This window comes from Variovorax sp. P4_B11 (assembly GCF_056402355.1).
The window spans coordinates 1-18300 of sequence record NZ_JBFUHO010000102.1 but is presented as its reverse complement, the minus strand read 5'-3'; the positions used below and the strand labels follow the sequence as shown (position 1 = coordinate 18300).

Annotated in this window: 13 protein-coding genes and 2 pseudogenes; 2 read left to right on the top strand and 13 right to left on the bottom strand. The window is 61.5% G+C overall.

Annotation, left to right across the window (positions count from 1 at the left end; translation table 11 throughout):
* The 6 genes and pseudogenes from AC1DYD_RS39500 to AC1DYD_RS39475 all read right to left on the bottom strand — a co-directional run.
* Nucleotides 1–173, bottom strand: a pseudogene (locus AC1DYD_RS39500) (IS256 family transposase); the annotation flags it as partial.
* 285 nt (nucleotides 174–458) lie between these two features.
* Nucleotides 459–1454 carry a Bug family tripartite tricarboxylate transporter substrate binding protein gene (locus tag AC1DYD_RS39495; protein WP_478178177.1) on the bottom strand — a complete coding sequence of 332 codons (996 nt, stop codon included), beginning with the start codon at nucleotides 1452–1454 and terminating at the stop codon, nucleotides 459–461.
* Between the two features lie 79 nt (nucleotides 1455–1533).
* Complete coding sequence (locus AC1DYD_RS39490) at nucleotides 1534–2766, bottom strand: acyl-CoA dehydrogenase family protein (protein ID WP_478178176.1); 1233 nt, start codon at nucleotides 2764–2766, stop codon at nucleotides 1534–1536.
* A gap of 1 nt (nucleotide 2767) precedes the next feature.
* A complete protein-coding gene (locus AC1DYD_RS39485) occupies nucleotides 2768–4387 on the bottom strand; it encodes an AMP-binding protein (protein ID WP_478178175.1) in 1620 nt (539 codons plus the stop codon).
* Between the two features lie 105 nt (nucleotides 4388–4492).
* The gene (locus AC1DYD_RS39480; protein WP_478178174.1) at nucleotides 4493–5515 is read right to left on the bottom strand and encodes a LysR family transcriptional regulator; all 1023 of its coding nucleotides are present in this window, start codon (nucleotides 5513–5515) and stop codon (nucleotides 4493–4495) included.
* Between the two features lie 420 nt (nucleotides 5516–5935).
* On the bottom strand, nucleotides 5936–6187 hold the full coding sequence (locus AC1DYD_RS39475) for a DUF6429 family protein (RefSeq protein WP_478178173.1): 252 nt from the start codon (nucleotides 6185–6187) through the stop codon (nucleotides 5936–5938).
* 147 nt (nucleotides 6188–6334) lie between these two features.
* On the opposite strand from AC1DYD_RS39475, the gene AC1DYD_RS39470 reads away from it, so the two are divergent.
* The gene (locus tag AC1DYD_RS39470) at nucleotides 6335–6886 is read left to right on the top strand and encodes a hypothetical protein (protein WP_478178172.1); all 552 of its coding nucleotides are present in this window, start codon (nucleotides 6335–6337) and stop codon (nucleotides 6884–6886) included.
* Nucleotides 6887–8949: 2063 nt separating this feature from the next.
* Here the strand turns inward: AC1DYD_RS39470 and AC1DYD_RS39465 are convergent.
* The gene (locus tag AC1DYD_RS39465) at nucleotides 8950–9441 is read right to left on the bottom strand and encodes a hypothetical protein (RefSeq protein WP_478178171.1); all 492 of its coding nucleotides are present in this window, start codon (nucleotides 9439–9441) and stop codon (nucleotides 8950–8952) included.
* 68 nt (nucleotides 9442–9509) lie between these two features.
* On the opposite strand from AC1DYD_RS39465, the gene AC1DYD_RS39460 reads away from it, so the two are divergent.
* Entirely contained in the window at nucleotides 9510–9773 is a 264-nt protein-coding gene (locus AC1DYD_RS39460) for a hypothetical protein (protein WP_478178170.1), read from the top strand.
* Between the two features lie 88 nt (nucleotides 9774–9861).
* On the opposite strand, the gene AC1DYD_RS39455 is transcribed toward AC1DYD_RS39460, so the two are convergent.
* The 6 genes and pseudogenes from AC1DYD_RS39455 to AC1DYD_RS39430 form a co-directional block, all read right to left on the bottom strand.
* Nucleotides 9862–10422 carry a hypothetical protein gene (locus AC1DYD_RS39455; protein WP_478178169.1) on the bottom strand — a complete coding sequence of 187 codons (561 nt, stop codon included), beginning with the start codon at nucleotides 10420–10422 and terminating at the stop codon, nucleotides 9862–9864.
* 60 nt (nucleotides 10423–10482) lie between these two features.
* Complete coding sequence (locus AC1DYD_RS39450; RefSeq protein ID WP_478178168.1) at nucleotides 10483–11028, bottom strand: hypothetical protein; 546 nt, start codon at nucleotides 11026–11028, stop codon at nucleotides 10483–10485.
* A 517-nt stretch (nucleotides 11029–11545) separates the two neighbouring features.
* Entirely contained in the window at nucleotides 11546–12037 is a 492-nt protein-coding gene (locus tag AC1DYD_RS39445) for an Imm42 family immunity protein (RefSeq protein ID WP_478178167.1), read from the bottom strand.
* Nucleotides 12038–12556: 519 nt separating this feature from the next.
* Nucleotides 12557–13063, bottom strand: a pseudogene (locus AC1DYD_RS39440) (Imm42 family immunity protein).
* A 23-nt stretch (nucleotides 13064–13086) separates the two neighbouring features.
* Complete coding sequence (locus AC1DYD_RS39435) at nucleotides 13087–13578, bottom strand: immunity 42 family protein (RefSeq protein ID WP_478178166.1); 492 nt, start codon at nucleotides 13576–13578, stop codon at nucleotides 13087–13089.
* A gap of 1 nt (nucleotide 13579) precedes the next feature.
* Nucleotides 13580–18300, bottom strand: a 4721-nt coding sequence (locus AC1DYD_RS39430; RefSeq protein WP_478178165.1) for a hemagglutinin repeat-containing protein, incomplete at its 5' end; no start/stop codon positions are given.

Sequence of the window (18300 nt, the reverse complement as noted above, 5' to 3'; positions counted from 1 at the left end):
CCCAGAGCGCGCTCGATGAGCGCCTTCTTGAACGCGGCCGTCGCCTCGTTGACGGCCTCGCCGGTCATCGGGCCCGAAACAAACTGGTCAATCAGCTCTTTGGGAATCGACGGCAGTGCCGCCATCCTGGCGGCGATCGCCGCGTTCTTCGCTTTTGTCTTGCTTACTGGCATACATGCTTCCTGTGGTCATGTTATGCCTCGAACACAAAATTCAGGACAGGCTCCCTTGGGCCCTAAGCGGAAGTACAGCTTGCTCCGAAGCAGACCTTCAGCCCCCCATTTGCCTGCGTCGTCGGCTGCATTCCAACGGAGATTCAGGGCCTCGTAGACCGGCAACTCAGCTAGTTTTCGCGATGTCCACGACGGTCGACTTCGTCCACGGTTCCTCTCAATCACTCCGAGCGGCTGCAAGGTCCATGGGAGAGAAGTCGCGCCAAGGCGAGCGGGCTGTTGTGCCTACATTGCCTCCAGCCCCACCTTCTTCATCATTGCCTCGGTGAAACTCATCTCATGTTTGAAGCCCTGGACGTAGGCGGCCGAGTCCTGAATGTCCACCAACCCGCCTTGCTGCTGAAGCGCGGCTATCACTTTCGGCTGGTTCAGCGCCTGCTGGAAGGCCCTCCGGATCTTCTCCACAACCGCCTCGGGCGTGCCCGCGGGCACTGAGATTCCCCCCCATGAAGAAAGCTCCGCGCCCTTGATGCCCGCCTCGGCCAACGTGGGCACACCCGGCAACGTGGGGTTGCGCTTGGACCCTGCCACGGCCAGCGCACGCAGCTGGTCGGCCTTGATGAGCGGATAGGCCACGCTGAAGATGGGTGCGCCGAACGTCACCTGATCGCCGATTACCGCGTTGACCAGTTCCGATGCGCCCTTGTAGGGCACATGCGTGGCCTGCGCGCCGGCCGACGTGAGCAGCATCTCCACGCCTAAGTGCGACGGCGTTCCGACGCCGCCTGATGCATAGTTCATCTGCCCATTCCTAGCCCTGGCCTGGGCGACCAACTCGTGCACGGTGCGGATGTTCGACTTGGTGTCCACGACGACGACGATGTCGGAACTGGTCAGTCGCATGATGTGGCGGAAGTCCTTCAACGCATCGTAGCCAGGGCTCTTGTACATGAGCATATTCGCCGCCATGGGCGCAGCGGAGTAGATCCACGTGTAGCCGTCGGCTGGCGCCTTCGCAACCACACGCGCCCCGATGTTGCCCGCCGCACCCGCGCGATTGTCGATGACCACCGGCTGACCGAGGATGGGCGCGACCGCCTCGGCCAGGATGCGCGTGGTGATGTCCGGCCCCGTACCGGCCAGGTAGGGGACAACCCACTTGATCGGGCGGTTTGGATAGGGTGCCTGCTGTGCCAACGCGAGGTGTGGCGATGCAAAGGCCAGCAGCGCGGCAACGAAGGTGCCATGGCGCAGGAAGGTTCGGCGAGCGATGTCTGTCATGTTTCTTGTCTCCGGAAATCTAGTTGTAGGCAAAAGGAAAAACTGTGCCGCCGGCAGTGGCACCTGCACAGGCACGCGGCTAGCGGGCCGGCAACTCGCCAAGCAGTTCCTTGGCGATGGTGTTCTTCTGGATCTCGCTGGTGCCGGTGAGCACGCGGTACATGCGCAGCATTCGAAACAGGAATTCCACGCGGCGTCCCTGCACGATGCCTTCGCCGCCATGCACCTGCACCGCCTTGTCGGCGACCCGGAACGCGGTCTCCGAGCAGAACAGCTTGGCCATCGACGCTTCGGCGCGGGCCTCGGAGCCGAGGTCGATCTGGCGCGCAGTGTGGATCATCAGTGCACGGGCCGCGGCCAACTCGGTGGCGGCCTCGGCCAGCATGTGCTGGATGGCCTGGAACTGTCCGATGGCGCGACCGAACTGCTTGCGCTGCATGGCGTAGTCGCGCGCATCGCGCAGCGCCACCGTAGCCAGGCCCACCATGGCCGGGCAGTGCAACAGGCGGTTGACCGTGATGCGGCCCAGCGCCAGGGCCAACCCGCGGCCCGCCTCGCCGATGAGATTGCCGACCGGTACGCGAGCCCCTTCGAGCACGATGTCGCCGGTGCTGCTCTGGCCCGCCATGGTCTTGTAGCCTGCCTCCACACGAACTCCGCGCGAGCTCAGGTCGACGAAGAAGGCCGTCACCTCACGCTCGCGCGACGGGTCTGCGGCGGTGGATGCCATCAACACCGCATAGTCGGCGAAGGGCGAGCCGGAGATGAATCGCTTGCGGCCGGTGATGACGAAGTGATCGCCGTCGCGCACCGCGTGCGTCTGGACCGCGCCGGCGTCGGAGCCGGCCTCGGCCTCGGTCAACGCGAAGCAGATCGCCTTCTCGGCCTGCGCCACCGGGATGATGAAGTCGCGCATCTGCTCGGGCGTGGCCTGGCGCGCCAGCGCGCCCACCCGCGGCGGGCCGCTCAGTTCGCCAAACACGTGCGGCGCAAAGGGCGAGCCGGTGGCGTAGATGGCTTCCTTGATCAGCACGTGGTCGAGCACCGTCAGGCCGAGGCCGCCCATCCTGGCGGGCAGCGTCATGCCATAGAAGCCCAGCTCGCGCGAGCGGCGCCACACGTGCTGCAGCAGTTCCCGTGGCGCGCCGTGCTCCTGGTCCACCTGGTGTTCACTCGCCAGTTGGGCCAGTTCGCCGTGCAGGTAGTGCTGCACGCGCTCGATGATCCCGGCGGCGCGCTCGGAGCCTTCGAAGGGGCCGGCGAACAGGGGCGCGGGCACTCGGGTGCTGGAGGTCGTGGTCGTTGCGTCCATGTCAGTTCACCATCCGTTCCTGTCCAGCCCAGTAGGGTCCCTGCACTGCCTTGCGCATCACCTTGCCGTTCGGGTTCTTGGGCAGCTGGTCGACGAACTCGATATGGCGTGGGCGCTTGAATCCGGCCAGGCGCTCGCCGCAGAAAGCGTCGAGCAGGCCCGAGTCCGCCGCCAGGCCGGACTTGAGCACAACATGGGCCGCCACCGCCTCGCCCCACTTGTCGTCGGGGATGGCGAACACGCAGGCTTCTTTCACTGCCTCGTGCTGATACAGCACCGCTTCGACCTCGGACGGATACACATTGAAGCCGCCGCTGATCACCATGTCCTTCTTGCGATCGACGATGTAGACGAAACCTTCCTCGTCCATGCGCGCCAGATCACCGGTGTGGTAGCAGCCGTTCTTCAAGACCTCGGCGGTGAGGTCTGGCGCACGCCAGTAACCGGCAAAGATGTCTTCGCCGCCCACCACGATCTCGCCGATCTCGCCGGTGGCCACAGGCTGGTCGTTGTCGTCGAGGATCTGCACGTCGCATTCGAGCAAGGGCCTGCCGCACGATGCCAGGCGCTCGGGACGTGCCGCGCGGGCGTACAGGTGATCGGCCACGCTGAGTGCGCACACCCCGGAGGTCGTTTCGCCCGCGCCATAACCCTGCGACAGCACCGGCCCGAACACGTCCATGGCCCGCAAGATGCGCGCGGGCGCCATCGGCGCGGCGCCATAGCCCAGGCGCACCAGGTCGGGCAGCGGACGGTATTGCCCTTCGAGCTCGCCCAGCAGCATATTGATCATGGTCGGCACCATGAAGGTGTGCGTGACGCGGTCGGCGCGCATGTCCGTGATGAAGCGGCCGGGCTCGAAGCTGTCGAACAAGCGGATCGTCACGCCGCAGCACAGGGCCGGCACCAACTGCATGCCGGAAGCGTGCGTGATCGGGCCGACAAGCCCCAGCACGTCGCCTTCGTTCATCCCCTCGGAGCGCAGCAGGAACTTGCGCAGTTGCGCGAGTCGATTGCCGAAGGTCTGCATCGCCGCTTTCAGCACTCCGGAGGAGCCCGAGGTGTAGTGCAGCACTGCGACCTCGTCGGCCGTAACCGCCACCGGCGTGAAGGCGTCGCTGGCGCGCTCGAGCGCGTCTTCGTACGAGCTGTCCTGGCCTCCGCCGCCCACCTGTTCATCCACCAGCAGCAGCAGCGGCATTGCGCCTTGGATGTGCGGTCTGAAGGACTCGACCCGGGCGGCCGTGGTGACGATGATGGCAGCCTCGCTGTTGGCCGCGATCTCGCCCACTTCCGTCGGCGAAAGGCGGGCGTTGAAGGGCGCCTTGACGAGGCCAGCCTTGTAGCAGGCCAGCTCCAGTTCCACGATCTCGGGCCGGTTGGGCAGATAGATGCCCACGCGATCGCCGCGCGACAGGCCCAGACCAAGCAGCGCATTGGCAAGACGGTTGGAGCGACGCTCCAGCTCGGCAAAGCTGATGCTGCGCGTCTGGGTCTTGATGGCAATTCGGCTCGCATGGGCGCGCGCGCTTCGCGACACGAGTGCTCCGACGTTGGCAACGGGTCGCTGTGCCGCGGCACAAAGGGGGGTCGAGGTGTTAATGGCTGTCTCCTGGAACATGCCCGCTGGCGCTGTGCCGCAGGGTTGATTCGACTGTCCCAGAAGGCGGGGTATCAGGGAAATACCGTTTGTTGATCCAGAGAGATCAACGGAAATGATGGCCCTTCAGTTTCTGTCCAGCCAGTCGGCTTCCCAGATGCCCGATTCGATCATCCGCTTCATCTGCCCTACCAGCGCATCCATAACGACTTGGGTCGCTGCATCCGCCGCCTTGCCCGCCGGTGTGGCCAGCGAATAGGTGCGATGGAGGACCGGCTTGGTAACGCGCGCAACGACCCAGTCAGAGCGCGGTGCCGGCTGATCGTTCAGTGCGCATGCCGGTGTGAAGGTGAAGCCAGCGCCGCTCAGGTACAGAGATCGAATCACGCGCGTGGAATCCTGTTCATGCGCGATGTTGAGTTGCAAGCCAAGCTCAGCCGCAGCATCCTCCACGCGTCGGCGGATGGCGAAGCGACGCGACTGCAGGACCAGCGCTTGGGCGACTGCATCGGAAAAATCGATCTCCGGGCGCTGGATGCCGTCACTGTTCCTCGAGGACGTTCTCTTTGCGCGTGTGGGCCTCGCTGCTTTCGCCGCAGCCGGTTTGCGAAGCATGCGACGCACTCGGCCATCCACATCGTGGCCGCAGAAGTACATGGCTTCCCGCACGAGCTGCATGCATTGCAGACCTTCAACCTGCGGAGCATCGACCAGCACGCCCACATCCGCGCGCCGGTCCAGCATGGCCTTCTTCACTCCGAGGCTCAAATCGTCAAGGACAAAGACGCGGATGCGGGGGTGCGAGATCTTCAGCGTCCCAAGCACCGGCCCCATGAGCAGCGACGCCAACAGAAAGGGCAGCGCCACGGTGACGGAGCCTTCCGGCCCTTGCGGCAGCCGCTGTATGCGCTCGCGCACCGCGTCGGCGTCACTCAGGAGACGACGCGCGTCTTCATAGAGTTGTACGCCGGCCTGCGTGGGCGTCACGCCCGCGTGCGAACGCTCGAAGAGCTGCGCACCCAATTCCGCCTCCAGCTTTTTGATCTGCGCGGTCAGAGCGGGCTGCGCTATGTAGAGGCTGCCAGCGGCGCGCGAAAGGCTGCCCGCTTCCAGAACGGCAATGAAGTAGCGGAGCGTGCGAAGGTCCACGGCGTGGTCAGGAGATCCTGGTAGCGGTTGATTCGACTGTTCGCGACTCGCGGTCTCCGGAAGGCGGTCCGCCAAGCCCTGGATTGAGCATAGTCGCTTTTGCCACCATGCCTCTTGCGCTTCCGCATTGCCGCCTGCCACCCCACGATTCTGGGATGGCAACGAACCTGTAGGCGAGGCCTCGGCGCTAGGCTGCTTCGAATATTGACTCCGGTTGAAGCGTCGCGCCGGGGAGTATCCGGTCCAGCAGGTCAAGCGGCGGCGACAAGGAATTGTTCAGGTTCAGGATAGCGCGCATCTGAGCTTCGGTCGTGCCGTGGGGTCGTCACGGTATCCAAGCCGCGCTGCAACGACCTTGCCGGTTCGGGCAAAACTGGACGGCCACGACGAAGGTCTGCTGTTGGCCGCATTCTGCCGTGGCTACCGGCGCTCCGGCGCCGCCGTCCCGCTGGTCCCGAAGTGTCTGTCGGCGAGCTCCTTGGCACGGCGCAGCCCCTCATCCGTCAGGAAGACCGACTCCTGCCGGCCGTGGGGTTCGGTGATGAGCCCCTTTTCATGCAGCGTATCCATCATCGCGAAGTCATAGCGCTTCCACACGCGTCCGTTCTCGAACTGGAACACGCCCAGCAACGCCAGAAGCGCTTCTTCGACCTTGACCATGTCGTATTTCATGGCATCTCCCCTCAACGTTGAGCACGACGGGCTGCACGGTGGCAGTTGGACTCCACGATGGTATTTTCCTCATTTGGCCTTCCCTCAGCCAATATGGTCTGCCCTCCGGGCGGGGCCTACGGGCTTCAAATCAGGCAGCACACAGAGATGAAAACAAGCCATACGAAAAAAGCCGCGTCGTGGAGCGACGTCAAGGCCAGACTGACCCACTTCGACCACGACGGCCTGGTCGGCCTGCTGCATGACCTGTACACGGCCAGCAAGGACAACCAAGTGTTCCTTCACGCCCGCTTCGGCCTGGGCGAAGATGTCCTGGCGCCGTACAAGGCCACCATCAACCGCTGGCTCTGGCCCGACATGTTCAAGAATCAGAACGCGTCCGTCGCAAAGGCCAAGAAGTCCATCGCGAACTACAAGAAGGCCATTGGCCACCCAGATGGCCTGGCAGAACTGATGGTCTTCTACTGCGAGCGAGCGTCGGGCTTCAGCGCTGAAGTCGGCCTACAGGATGAGGGCTTTCTCGTCGCGCTGGTGCGCATGTTCGAGCAAGCGCTGCAGGCCATTGCGCGACTGCCGGAAGAGCAGCGACGGCTGCTCACGGAACGCCTGAAACTCGTGCATCACCTCAGCCAGAACATTGGCTATGGAGTCGACGATGCTATGAGCGACCTGCTGGTCGAGTACGGCACCTACGATTGACGACGATGTTCAAAGTCGGCTTCTGGCCGACTGTAGCCCGTCACCGTCGCAGTCGCCGCATAGGTCGGCCCCTACCGACTGTCGAAACTGCCGTGGTTGCGGTCGGCTATAAGAGAGGCTGATGGACATCGCGCGGCTTGCCACTATTCTTTGTCGGCTCGTTACTGGACCCATGCGCTTCGGCGGAGGGCGGCTCCGGCCATCTTCGGATGCCCGCGATTTTCGTTCTTGCAGCGCAATCCTGTGATCAACGATTCTCTTCGCGTCCTTGCCATCGGCTTCGTCGGCTAAGTGTCCTCCGAGCGCCAATGATGCTCAATGGGTCAGAAGCGAATCGGGGGAAGTGACGCTCCAAATGCCTCCGGTCCAAGGCACATACAAGCTGGACAGCTGCAGGCGCGTGCGCTCGCTTTCCGTGACCTATATCTGGCGCGACGGGAAGCTCTCTCCGCCGTCGCAGGGCTGGGCCTATGACGAGGGGGTGCAGGTATACGCAGCGACCTTCGAGACCCTTGAGAAGGCGCGCTCTTCCATCGCAAGGCGGCAAGTCGACGGGCCAGGAGTGCCGCACACACGCTATCCGTTGGACCTGTACCCTGTTGTGGAAGTCTGGCCTGGCGGCCCAAGCTTGACCAGACGCTATGAGTGGAAGGTTTGGTCCCTACGAGGCACGCGTGACGCAGCGAGCGGACGGCCCTTCACCGCCAGCTGCCAGATTCGCCCGCTTGACCCCTCGAGGCCCGAAAGTGCTGTGAATGGCGATTTTCCCGCGAGCAACCCCGACGCGAGGTGTCGAATCTCTGTCCACGCTGTCAAAGGCCATCGTGTCATCGGCGCCGACATCCATATCTGGAAGCAAAGTGCTCCTTGGGCCGGCGAAATAGCAGCCGCCGTCGCAGATGAACTGGCAAGGAACATCGTCGACGATTGACGCGTCACAAAGCATCTCGTTCCTGCGGGCGAGTTCTGAGCCGCGCTTGAAAGTCGGCTTATGGCCGAACTGTGCCATAGCCGGAAGGCCCTGGATGTGCCCTGATTAGACATCGGATGGCAGCGTGTCTCCGAATCTCTCCCAGCCGTTCTTCTCGGTACTCCAGACTAACGTCGACCACGCCAAGGACGCACACGGGAAAAACTCCGCGCACCACGCGTTGAGCTCCTCATTGCTTCTTAGCTGCACCTCCCCCGCCTTCGGGTGGTACGAGCGCACGACGTTGCCCCGGCGAATCACGGTCTTCAAGCATCGGAGAAAGGAACCGAGTGCGTTCGCGGCACTCGCGGATCCCTCCCCGTCGAACCTCTGCAGTTCGAAGAAGCAGGCCTGCGAAACATGCCCCGCCTGCATCTCCGGCAAATATTCGTAGAGACCTTGTTGTTTCATTCTTTCAGGATATGCGGCTGATTGGTGGAGAATTCTGACGGGCTACACGCCTTCGAAGCAGGAAGGCGCACCATCAAGCAGCGGACCGCTGGCGGCCTACTGACACGTTGCAGTTCCCTTGGCGAGTGGCCAAGGCCGATTGTTCGTAAGGCGCGAGGTCAGCTGGACATCGCTCTTATAGGGCCGGCCCGTGCACAGCTCTGCTGCCCTCCGATGCCAATGCGTCAAGGCAAGCTCCGGGCCAGCGGTCATGTTCGTCAACGATTCGACGTAGAAGGAGCCGTCAGGGTTGACTCGATCGGTGTACCCGCCAGTGCCGCCCACCCAAGAGCGAGATTGGTACGCGGTCTGACAGCCCGCCAGCGCGATCAGTGAGACGAAGGCGAACGCCCCATTTCGCATGATCGCCCGCCAGGATTGCACCCCGCAAGCGTGGGCCGATTCGTTCCCTTGTGCCGCAGCCATTGACGGCCTCCTTCCTGAGTTGCAAAAAGACGCCACCTGTTGGGCAAGCAGACGGGCGCGACTGCCACGCTCAGCGCGCAAACGGCACCGAGCGACTGCTTCGCAACCCACTGTTCCGCATCGTCGAACGTCGGGTCCTGCGCCGTCTGAGGTCGCACCAAATTCGCCGCGGGCTGGCAAACCAGGTGACCGCGCAGAAGGGCCCGAAGCGGAATTCTCAGTCGTTCGCACGCAAACCCTCTTTCCCACGGAAGATTGCAGTCAGTGCTTCCTCGATAGTCTGTCGGCTCCAATCTCCCGGTAGAAACTCGATGTCGTACTCGGGGTGACCGTCGAGCAAGGAAGCCGCCTCCGTGCTCAAGATTGCTTTGAAGCCAGATGCATGGAGCGCAACCTCCAACCGGTCGACACGATGTACTACTTGGTCGACGACCATGACCTCGATGTCGTCGGAGTCGACCGTACGCGTGAGCGAGAAGCAGTAGTTCTGCGCAGGGTCGTGACAGTAGATGTATGCCATTCCATCGTAGGCATCGCTGCTTGCCGAGGCATTGACCGTTGCACGTAGCTGCATCTTTTTCGCCGAGTCAGAGTTGAATTTTTCCGTCAGTATCGCCGCCCCGCCTGTACGAACGCCCGCTCTGTGGCGAATTTCGGGGCGTGCTCGACTGACTGGTTCCGGCCCGCGGATATGCGCGTGGGTCTCCATCCCGGATGCGCGTGGAGGGCTGCCAACAGGCGGAGAGGCGCCTGAGTGTGCGCCGACGCGAACCCAGAGTGACGCCCCTCGCGCCGGCGGCCAGTCGCTGGCAGGCGCAGTACAAGTCCGCGCGTCCGCTCGAAGTCCGCCTCGCACGCGACAGGTCACTGCACGATCGCTTGCTGCTGATTGATCGCACGGAGGTCTGGAACCTGTCTCAATCGATCGCAGACTTCGCGAAGAAATCACCGGCGTCGATCGAGCGAAGCGGCGCGGTGATCGAGAAGGAGAAGGCGGTGGCGTACCTGGGCTTGTGGACCGCCGCCACGCCGCTTGCCTGAGGGGCCAGCATGAGCAGGCCACCGGACGGTGGCCTGCGCTTCGTCCAACATGATTGAATTTTCCGGTAGTCATGACTCCCGGACAGACTCACAGGTCGCCCAGATGCGCCCCGTCCACCGGTCTGAGCATCCATTTCATGATGTCCGCGCCCAATGCGTAGGTCACGTTGCCGACCATGCTGCATGTGCTCTTCGGAAACCCGAAGTACATGAACATCTGGCGTTGCGCGGTGAACTTCGCAGCCGGCATGCCAGGGCGGTCGAGCACACCGTGAATCTGCACGATCTTGGGGCCGCCATACATTCCTCCGGCGTTCGCCAAGATATCCGTGATCTCGATCTTCAGAAGCGCGGCCGATTCGGTGCCCGGACCCCGCGTGGAATGCAAGTATTCATACGGCGCTTCCAACTGATCTTCCACCGCCTGGCGCAGCGAATCGGGTACGCCGCAGTTGTCATCGGCCTTCGACAACTGAAGGCCCTTGCTCGTGGTGCCGTATGCAACCGGTGGCATGACCACCGTGTTGTGTGCGGTGGCTGCCGGCGGTTGCGGCTCGGGCGCAGCAGGCTGGCGAGTGCCACAAGCGGCCAGGAGTGAGGTCACTGCGATCGTGACGAACGCATTGCGCACAGGTTGTCTGACTGTCATCGGTATTCGAAGTTGAGGTGGATAAGGAATTGGGGCGCGGGGCGCACCCCAACAAGCGCTTTAGCGCGTCGGGCGCGCACAGTTGGGCGCATCGTGAGTGTCGACTGGCGCGCCCTCGATCGTGGTGATCGAAAGCGCGCAGGCAGGACCGACGCCAGAGAGTCGGACCACGTACTTCGCACCAGCGACAGGCGTCATCGTCTTCGCAGACCACGGGCAACTGCCACCCGGGAAGACGAGCTTTGTCTTGCTCAGGTAGTCGAAGCCGGTCGTGGAATAGCGCATCCACTGGCCCGCGATCAGGATGGGCTTGCCGGCTGGCGCGGTGATCTTCCAAGGGCCGGGGGCGTCGGCGCGGCGCAGATGGGAGTCCATCGCCTGAAGGTACGCGACGCGATGGGCGCCGAGGCAGTCGTCATCGGCGGAAGCGTTGATCTTGGCCTTGAACTGCGTGCTCGTGCCGAATTGGGATTCGAGGAAGAACTCGGGGTCGCCGGGTTGCCCGACGTGGTTGTATTGGGGCTTGGGGTAGCCGGCGCCATCGTAGGCGCAACCGACAAGCCAGCAAGCGGCGGTGACGACGCCAAGGAGTCTTAGGGGATTCATTAAGTGCCAAAGCGGGAAATCAGACTACTGCACGCGGGTGCGGCGAGCGGGCGTGCCCAATCCTCCGTTGTTGTGAATTTTCGTTCTAAGCGGGCTAGCGCCTCGGGCGACCAATTGACTCGTCGATCCGCATGTGGAAGGTGATCCGTCTCGGAACAAATCAGCAACCGATCGGTTTCAATTGGTTCCGCTCGAAACATTGGATTTGGGTTTTACGACTTGGCCGGTTATCGAATTTTGCCAAGTATGTATCTCGGTGACTGAACCATCCGGAGCCGTGTAGTTTCCTCTTCCAACCTTTCTCCAAACTTTGGATTCTCGGCCGTACTGTGCAGCGAGACGAGGTGAATCCTGCAGCGGTGCAAGAGATCCAGAGCCGGCGATGGGAAGATGGGGCGATGGGGCGATGGCCTCCCCGTAACCCGCGAGTATGGCGCTCAATTACTTCTCGCTTAAGAGTGCTTTTTTAGTTTTAGTCCGCTTGATGTGCCACCCGAATTTCTAGCCTTCGGGCGCGCTATTGCAAAGATGAATTGTGTTGTCGAAAACTCAAAATCGCCTTTGAGACAACAAGCTGGAATTCACCTCGCTCCAAGTAGACCTCAAAAACACTGGATAAGTCAGCACCCATTCCACAGATCAACTTTGCTTTTTCGTTATATTCAACCAAAAAAATGCAATTTCCCTCATCAGAGAGACTTGGTGGCGATGCAATGTGCGTGAAATCGTTTTTTTCTGCGTTCGAATCCATCGAAGGATAAGCTTGTGCGCAAAGTTCTTGATATGCCTCTGTCACAGGCGAGTTAAACAGCTTTGCATCTTCAGTGCTTTCATTCATACAATGCGACGCTTCCAGTAGGCCAAAGTCGTCGCCAATTGTTGAATTTGTTGACCAAATCAAATTTCCACCCACGAAGTACGAAAAGCTACCGTTTTTAAATCTCTCGCTAGACCACGATTCAACTGGATCAAACCAAATTGCAAATCTATCGGGATCTCCAATCAACATCTATTTTCCTTTAGATCCAAGTTGGCGCTTCACATCAATCGGAATTGAAGAAAGGGTTAGCGGTTTTGATTTATCCCCTGTCGATCCAGTCCAATGACATACACCGTTTCCCTCGTCAAAAAACCGATTGATATTTCCACTAGCATCAATGGCATACCTGGTGCGCTCGCCGCCCGGCACAGACGAATTAAATAGTTCAAAAGAATTCGCTGGCTCCGCACTTGCATTTCGTCGGATACCCCAAGGCATACTGTCCAGTAGAAACAGTCCTAACGTTCTTAAGTTGAAGAGCGGCAAAATCGCTCACGGCCGCTGCGTCAGTGCTGTTTGGAATCTTTTCAATGCTGGTTCCACGGGATGTGACGCTTTCAACTGAAGTCCGCCCGCCATAGACACGGTCATAAGCACCCCCGCTACTGTTGCCGTTTGACGCAGACGAACTATTGCCATCGTTTCCACTATTGAGCGTCCCATTCGGAGGCACATACCCCGGCGACCCGCTTCATTTCCCGCTATGAATTAGTTGTATTGTTGAAGTATTTCTTCGATCTTATTGTGAACAACTCTGACTATGGAGTCGAACTCGCTTCGCAGAATGGTGGCTGAATTCACTCTCGAGCTACCATCTTTTGCATAAATTATTTTGGCACCGAACGCATCCTCCACCAAGTAAATCTCCCAATCGTTGAAGATGTCGACCGGGACGCGAATATCGAACCTGCCGGGTAAAAATCCACTCGGAAGATATTCGAAGATTTCGTCGCTCGTCTCACTTAGGGATAATGATATGAGCTGAAATATCTTTTCTTCTGGCAAGGCAAAAATTTCTGACGCCGTCCGCTCCCCTGCATCAGCGACGTTGTATTTCATTTGGAATAATACATCTCGCAAAGAAACACCTTAATCATAATTTCCTACGAGATCGCCACCGATCCAATATCCAAATTTTCCAAATAGCCACACCCCACCCGGATTTGGGTCGAGCTCGAAACTAATTGCAAAGCGTCTTTTATCTCCAATATCCATTTTAATTATGAACAAAAAAATATCTATTTCAGGGTTGATTTGCCTTGACGGTAGATCCGAATTGCTGCTGCAACAACACGCTGAAACTCACCGAGCTCCAAGTGAAACTCTTGAACACTAGACAGGTCAGCGTCCACTCCATGAATCAATTTCGCTTTTTCGTTAGATTCGATCAAGAAAATGCAATACCCTTCATCGGAGAGACTTTGAGGAGAAACAACGTATGTATAGTCACTATCTTCGACGTCCGAGTCCATTGATGGATAAGCCAGAGCACACATTTCTTGGTACGCTTTGGCAGTGGGCAAATCGAATAGTCTTGAATTTTCAGTGCTCTTGTCCATACATTCCAACCCCTCCAGCATGTGCAAGTCGACCCCTATTGTCGATTTGAGTGACCAAAGTAATCTTCCGCCCACAAAATAGGCGAAACTGCCATTCTGAAATCTTTCGGTGGACCACGTCTCAACTGGATCGAACCAAATGGCAAATCGATTGGGATCGCCGACAAGCATATTATCTTCCTTTGTAACCAAGCTCTCGCTTTACAGAAATTGGAATTTTTGAAGTGTCGAGTGGTACTTTATCTCCCGTCGACCCCGACCAATGGTATACGCCGTTGCCGTCTTCGGAAAAGCGATTGATATTTCCGTCCGCGTCGATAGCATATCGAGTACGACCGCGACCAGCCACTGAGGAATTAAACAAATCAAGTGAATTCGACGGCTCCGTACCGGCATTGGGCTGGCTACCAGGCATACCCGGCGTATGCTTCGGATTCGACTCAACCTTCAGACCATTGTCTGCAACCGTCGGCTCCTTAATTGGAAGTCGGTCGTTGCCACCTCCACCTGTCGCCAGCGTTGAGTTATCCGGCACATACCCCGGCGACCCGATAGGTACCACAACTGGCGGTGTGATCACACATCCCGCAGGCGTGCACACCATCGTAGGAGGCGTCACCACCGCGCCAGCGCCACCGCTCATGTTCGGCCCGTCGCCACCAGGATAGTCCGGCGGCAGTTGCGGCGGGTTCAGCGTTGCGACGGTGTTCTGAAAGTCCTCTTTCACCGCATTCTTCAGCCCGGCGGCACCTCGCATGGCGCTCTGCAACTCATCGAGCGTCGCATAGCCCAGGCTCCTGGCCGTGTCCAAGGACATGTCCCCCATGCTGTAGCCAAACATGCCGCTGTTGCGCAGCGCCTTTTGCTCGGCCGCGTAGTCCGCCCCGCGTGCCTGAGACATCACGGCATCCGCGTACCCTGGATCGTTTGGATTTATGCCATATGAGCAATGAACAAGTGCGCACGCTGCATCCGCAAGTCGCTGCTGCTCCTCCGGCGACTTGCCTTCCTGCATTTGCGCCAAGCGCGCCTTCTCATCGTTGTGCAGCAGGCGGTTGTTGACCGTGGCATTGGTCGCCACCATCGATCCCAGGCCCGCATCGCCGGTCGCGGCGCCGACAGCCGCTCCCAGCATCGTCGAACCCGCCGTCAACAGTGACGCGTACTCGGCAGTGCCGGGCTGGTAGCCTTGGCTTTGGAGGTAGGCCTCCAATTGGGGCAGCAAGGCCTCATTGATGGCTCCGGCGGCAGCCCCCGCGAGTGCGCTGCCATCGCCGATCTTCGCCTGCACGATGCCCGCAAGCCCATGCAACACGATCTTCTCGGTGCTGCCTTCGGCCCATCCTTGCTTCGCGGCCACATCGCCGATGGTCCGGTCGATGACTGAGCCCACGAGTTGGGCGGCCCGCTGCCGGTCCTGCGCCTCCTGCTGCAACCTCGGGATCTCCTTGGCCTGCTGCAAGGTCAGCGTGTTGACCAGCGCGCCGTTGGCCGTCTCCGCATCCCTGGACGTCAGCGTCGCCACATTGGCGTTGCTCTTGTCGTCGATCTCCTTGTTGCCCGTGCCCGTGATCTTGATGTTGCCCGGGCTGATCACGCTCTGCGTCTGGCTCGACTGGCTGTTGTCTCCCGGCAGGCCCTTGCCGCTGTTGAGGTTCGACAGCGCCATGTTGCTCGCGCTCCGGGCCGCGTTGGCTCCAAGGCTCGTGCCTTGCGAGTAGGCGTTGCCACCCGAGCTGTAGCTCAAACTCAGCGACTGGCTGCTGGAGTTCGTGTTCTGCCGGTTTTCCAGGTCGCTGGTGGTCAGGCTCCCGGTGACGAGGGAGTTCTTGTCCTCCGTGGCCGTGCTCGTGATCGCGCCGCCCTTGAGGTCGGTGTTGCCCTTGACGGTCACATCGAAACCGCCCTTGCCCGCCGCGATGCCGCTTTGCCCGGTTGCACTCTGATAGTTGTGATCGACCTTCTCTCGCGAGGTGCTGACTGTGCCGGTGACGAACTCCCCGTAGCAGATCGGCGGCACGCAGATGCTCACATCCAGGCCGCTGCTGGTCTGCTTGCTCGCGTAGTTCGTCTGGTCCTGCAGCGTCTCGATGTTGAGGTTGCCGCCCACGTCCAGCTTGACACTCTCGCCCGCCAGTTGGGCGCCGATCAGGTTCGTGTCGTTGCCGCTCTTGACCTTCAGGCTGCCGGTGGCGGTGACCAGCGTGTTGTCATAGCGAACTTCGCTGCCGTTGGCCTTGCCCTGGTTGCTGCCGATGTTGCCCTGGAAGCTGATGCCGTTCTGCGAGCCGAAGCCGAAGGTGACGCCGCCGCCCATCGATCGGCCGGAGCTGTTGCTCCCAGTCGCCGCGGTGTTCTGGGCCGCAAGCAGGTTGATGTCGCGCTTCGCATCCAGGCTGATGTCCTGCGCCTGGAGCTTGGCGCCCTGCATGTTGATGTCGGTCTCGCGCGCGGTGATGTCGATGCTGCCGGCCTGGATGTTGGTGCCCCGCTGCTGGGTGAAGGCCTCGGCGCTCATCGAGCGTTGCTTGCTGCGCTGTTCGCTGATGCTCACGCCGAAGGCCGATCCGGCGGGGTCGCCGTTCGTGCCGGCTGCGCCCAGTCCCTGGATGCCGTTTTGCAGTGCGCCATCGGTCGCGAGCTTGTAGGCGTCGTAACCGGCCTTCAGCTCCAGTGCGCCCTTCAGGCGACTGTCCTCGGTGTGCCCGGCTTCCTTCGCCATGTCGTAGGCGCGCGTGATGACGCTGCCCACGGTGCCGCTCAGCGCCGCGCCGACGGTGTGGCTCTTGGCCTCGGCGCTGTGGGTGCTGCTGCCGCTGGAGGTCGCCGCGTTGAGGTTCACCGCGTTGCCCGACAGCGTGACCTTGTTCTTGGCGAGCAGGTCCGCGCCTTCGGTGGTGATGTTGCCCTGGCCCGTGCCGACGTACTTCGAGTCCAGGCCGGCGACCATGGTCAGGTTGCCGCCATTGGCGCTCAGCAGGCTGGTGACGGCCGTGCTCGATTCACCGGTGCCGTCTTCCGAACCGCGCACGTTGGAGTAGGCGGTTTGGCGCGGCGCGAGGCCGGGCACGATGCCCACGCCCTTGTTGGGTTGGCTGCCGGCCATGCCGGAGCTTTGAGTGTCCTGGGCCGCGAGGATGTCGATGTTGCGCCCGGCGGTGAGCGCAATGCTCTTGTCGGCCAGCACGTTGCTGGCGATCACCTGGACGTCGCGTCCGGCATCGATGCTGACGTTGCCGCCGCTGACGGTGCTGCCCACCTGGGTGGTGCTGCTGCCGGCCTGCATCCGGTTGCCCGATCCGCTGGCGAAGCTGATGCCGCTCTCGAAGCTGGCCGAGAAGCCCTTCTTGCTGGAGGCCGCGAAGTCACTGCTGCTGGCGTGGTCCTGGGCACTTTCGATTCGGACGTCTCGTCCGGCGCTCAAGGAGAGTTGGTCCTGCGCGGTGACGTTGCTGCCCCGAATGGCGATGTCGTTGCCGGCCGAGACAACGACGTCGGCCCCGCTGAAGCTGCTGCCGACCGAGGTGTTCGTCGATTCGGCGCTGACCTGGGTCGATGTGCTCTTCGAGAAGGTGGACTTCTTCTCCTGGTGCGATGCGAAGCCTGTCGAGCTGGTGGCGCGGCCCTCGCTGATGTTGACATCGTTGCCCGCGATCACGGCCAGCGTGCCCTGCGCGGCCACGCCGGCGGCGCGCGCGTTGATGTCGTTCGTCGCGCTGAGGGTGACGTTGCCACCGCCCACGATCTGGCTGCCAATCTCCTGGCTCCGGGACTCGGTGTAGAAGTTGCGACTGTCGGTGATGGCGGTGCGGGCGCTGGATTCGGTCACCGTGCCGAGGTTGATGTCGCGCCCGGCGTTGACGAGGGTACGGCTGCCTTCGCCGGTGTTGGCGAGGATGCCGCCGATGACGTTGACGTCGTTGCCAGCGCTTGCGACCAGAATGCCGCCCGGGTTGGAGACGTACAGGCCGGCGATGCGGTCGATGCTGGTGGCGCTCGACAGCACCCCCTGAGTGCTGCTGGTCGTGGTGCGGACGTTGATGTCGTTGCCGGCGGTGAGTGCCAGCGAATCGCGCGCGTCGACCGTGCCGCCGATGACGTTGATGTCGGCGCGGGCGTCCAGCGCCACGTTGCCGCCCGAGATGCGCCCACCGAGGTTATTGACGTTGTCGGCGGTGATGGACACCAGCTGACGACCCGCGATGGTGCCGCTGTTGGTGAAGTCCCCTTCGCCGGGCTTGTTCTTGATGATCGTTCGCTCAGCCGACAGCAGCGCGCCGGAGCCATCGATGTCGCCGGGCTGCACGCGCACATACACCTGCGGCACGAGCACGCGCTGCGTGCTGCCGTCCGGCAGCGTCACGGTCTGCTCGACCAGCCACACGATGTCGCTCGTGAGTTGCGCCATCTGCTCGGCCGTGAGCGCAATGCCCGGCGTCAGGTGGTACTTCTGCGCGAAGGTCACGCCCGCGTTCATGAGCGCCGTGTACTGCTCCTCGTCGCTGGTGTAGCCATCCAGATAGAAGTAGCCGGTGAGTTGAGCCACTTGCTCGCGGATGAGCTTCTGCTCGTAGAAGCCATCGCCCAGGCGCTTCTGCACGCTGTTGGCGTCGAAGCCCATCGCGTTGAGCAGGTAGTCGCTGTTGAGCCAGTTGCGGTAGTTCGCGAAACGCAGATCGGTCTCGACGAGGTAGTTGCCGGCGCCGGGCTTCGTCTGGAACAGGCTGGCGCTCGGCACGCGGGTATCCGGCGCGCTGGTCCGTACCACCATGGGAATGTCGCGTGCGCCGGTGACGCCGTTGCCGGCGCCCGCGCCGGTCGCGCCCGCTGCTGCGCTGCCGCCTGCGGTGCCCGCACCGATGCCGCCGGCGTGCCCGCACCGATGCCGCCGGC

Coding starts and splice junctions, on each gene's coding strand:
- AC1DYD_RS39495 (WP_478178177.1), bottom strand. CDS start 1,454: ATGACAGACATCGCTCGCCGAACCTTCCTGCGCCATGGCACCTTCGTT.
- AC1DYD_RS39490 (WP_478178176.1), bottom strand. CDS start 2,766: ATGGACGCAACGACCACGACCTCCAGCACCCGAGTGCCCGCGCCCCTG.
- AC1DYD_RS39485 (WP_478178175.1), bottom strand. CDS start 4,387: ATGTTCCAGGAGACAGCCATTAACACCTCGACCCCCCTTTGTGCCGCG.
- AC1DYD_RS39475 (WP_478178173.1), bottom strand. CDS start 6,187: ATGAAATACGACATGGTCAAGGTCGAAGAAGCGCTTCTGGCGTTGCTG.
- AC1DYD_RS39470 (WP_478178172.1), top strand. CDS start 6,335: ATGAAAACAAGCCATACGAAAAAAGCCGCGTCGTGGAGCGACGTCAAG.
- AC1DYD_RS39465 (WP_478178171.1), bottom strand. CDS start 9,441: ATGGAGACCCACGCGCATATCCGCGGGCCGGAACCAGTCAGTCGAGCA.
- AC1DYD_RS39455 (WP_478178169.1), bottom strand. CDS start 10,422: ATGACAGTCAGACAACCTGTGCGCAATGCGTTCGTCACGATCGCAGTG.
- AC1DYD_RS39450 (WP_478178168.1), bottom strand. CDS start 11,028: ATGAATCCCCTAAGACTCCTTGGCGTCGTCACCGCCGCTTGCTGGCTT.
- AC1DYD_RS39445 (WP_478178167.1), bottom strand. CDS start 12,037: ATGTTGATTGGAGATCCCGATAGATTTGCAATTTGGTTTGATCCAGTT.
- AC1DYD_RS39435 (WP_478178166.1), bottom strand. CDS start 13,578: ATGCTTGTCGGCGATCCCAATCGATTTGCCATTTGGTTCGATCCAGTT.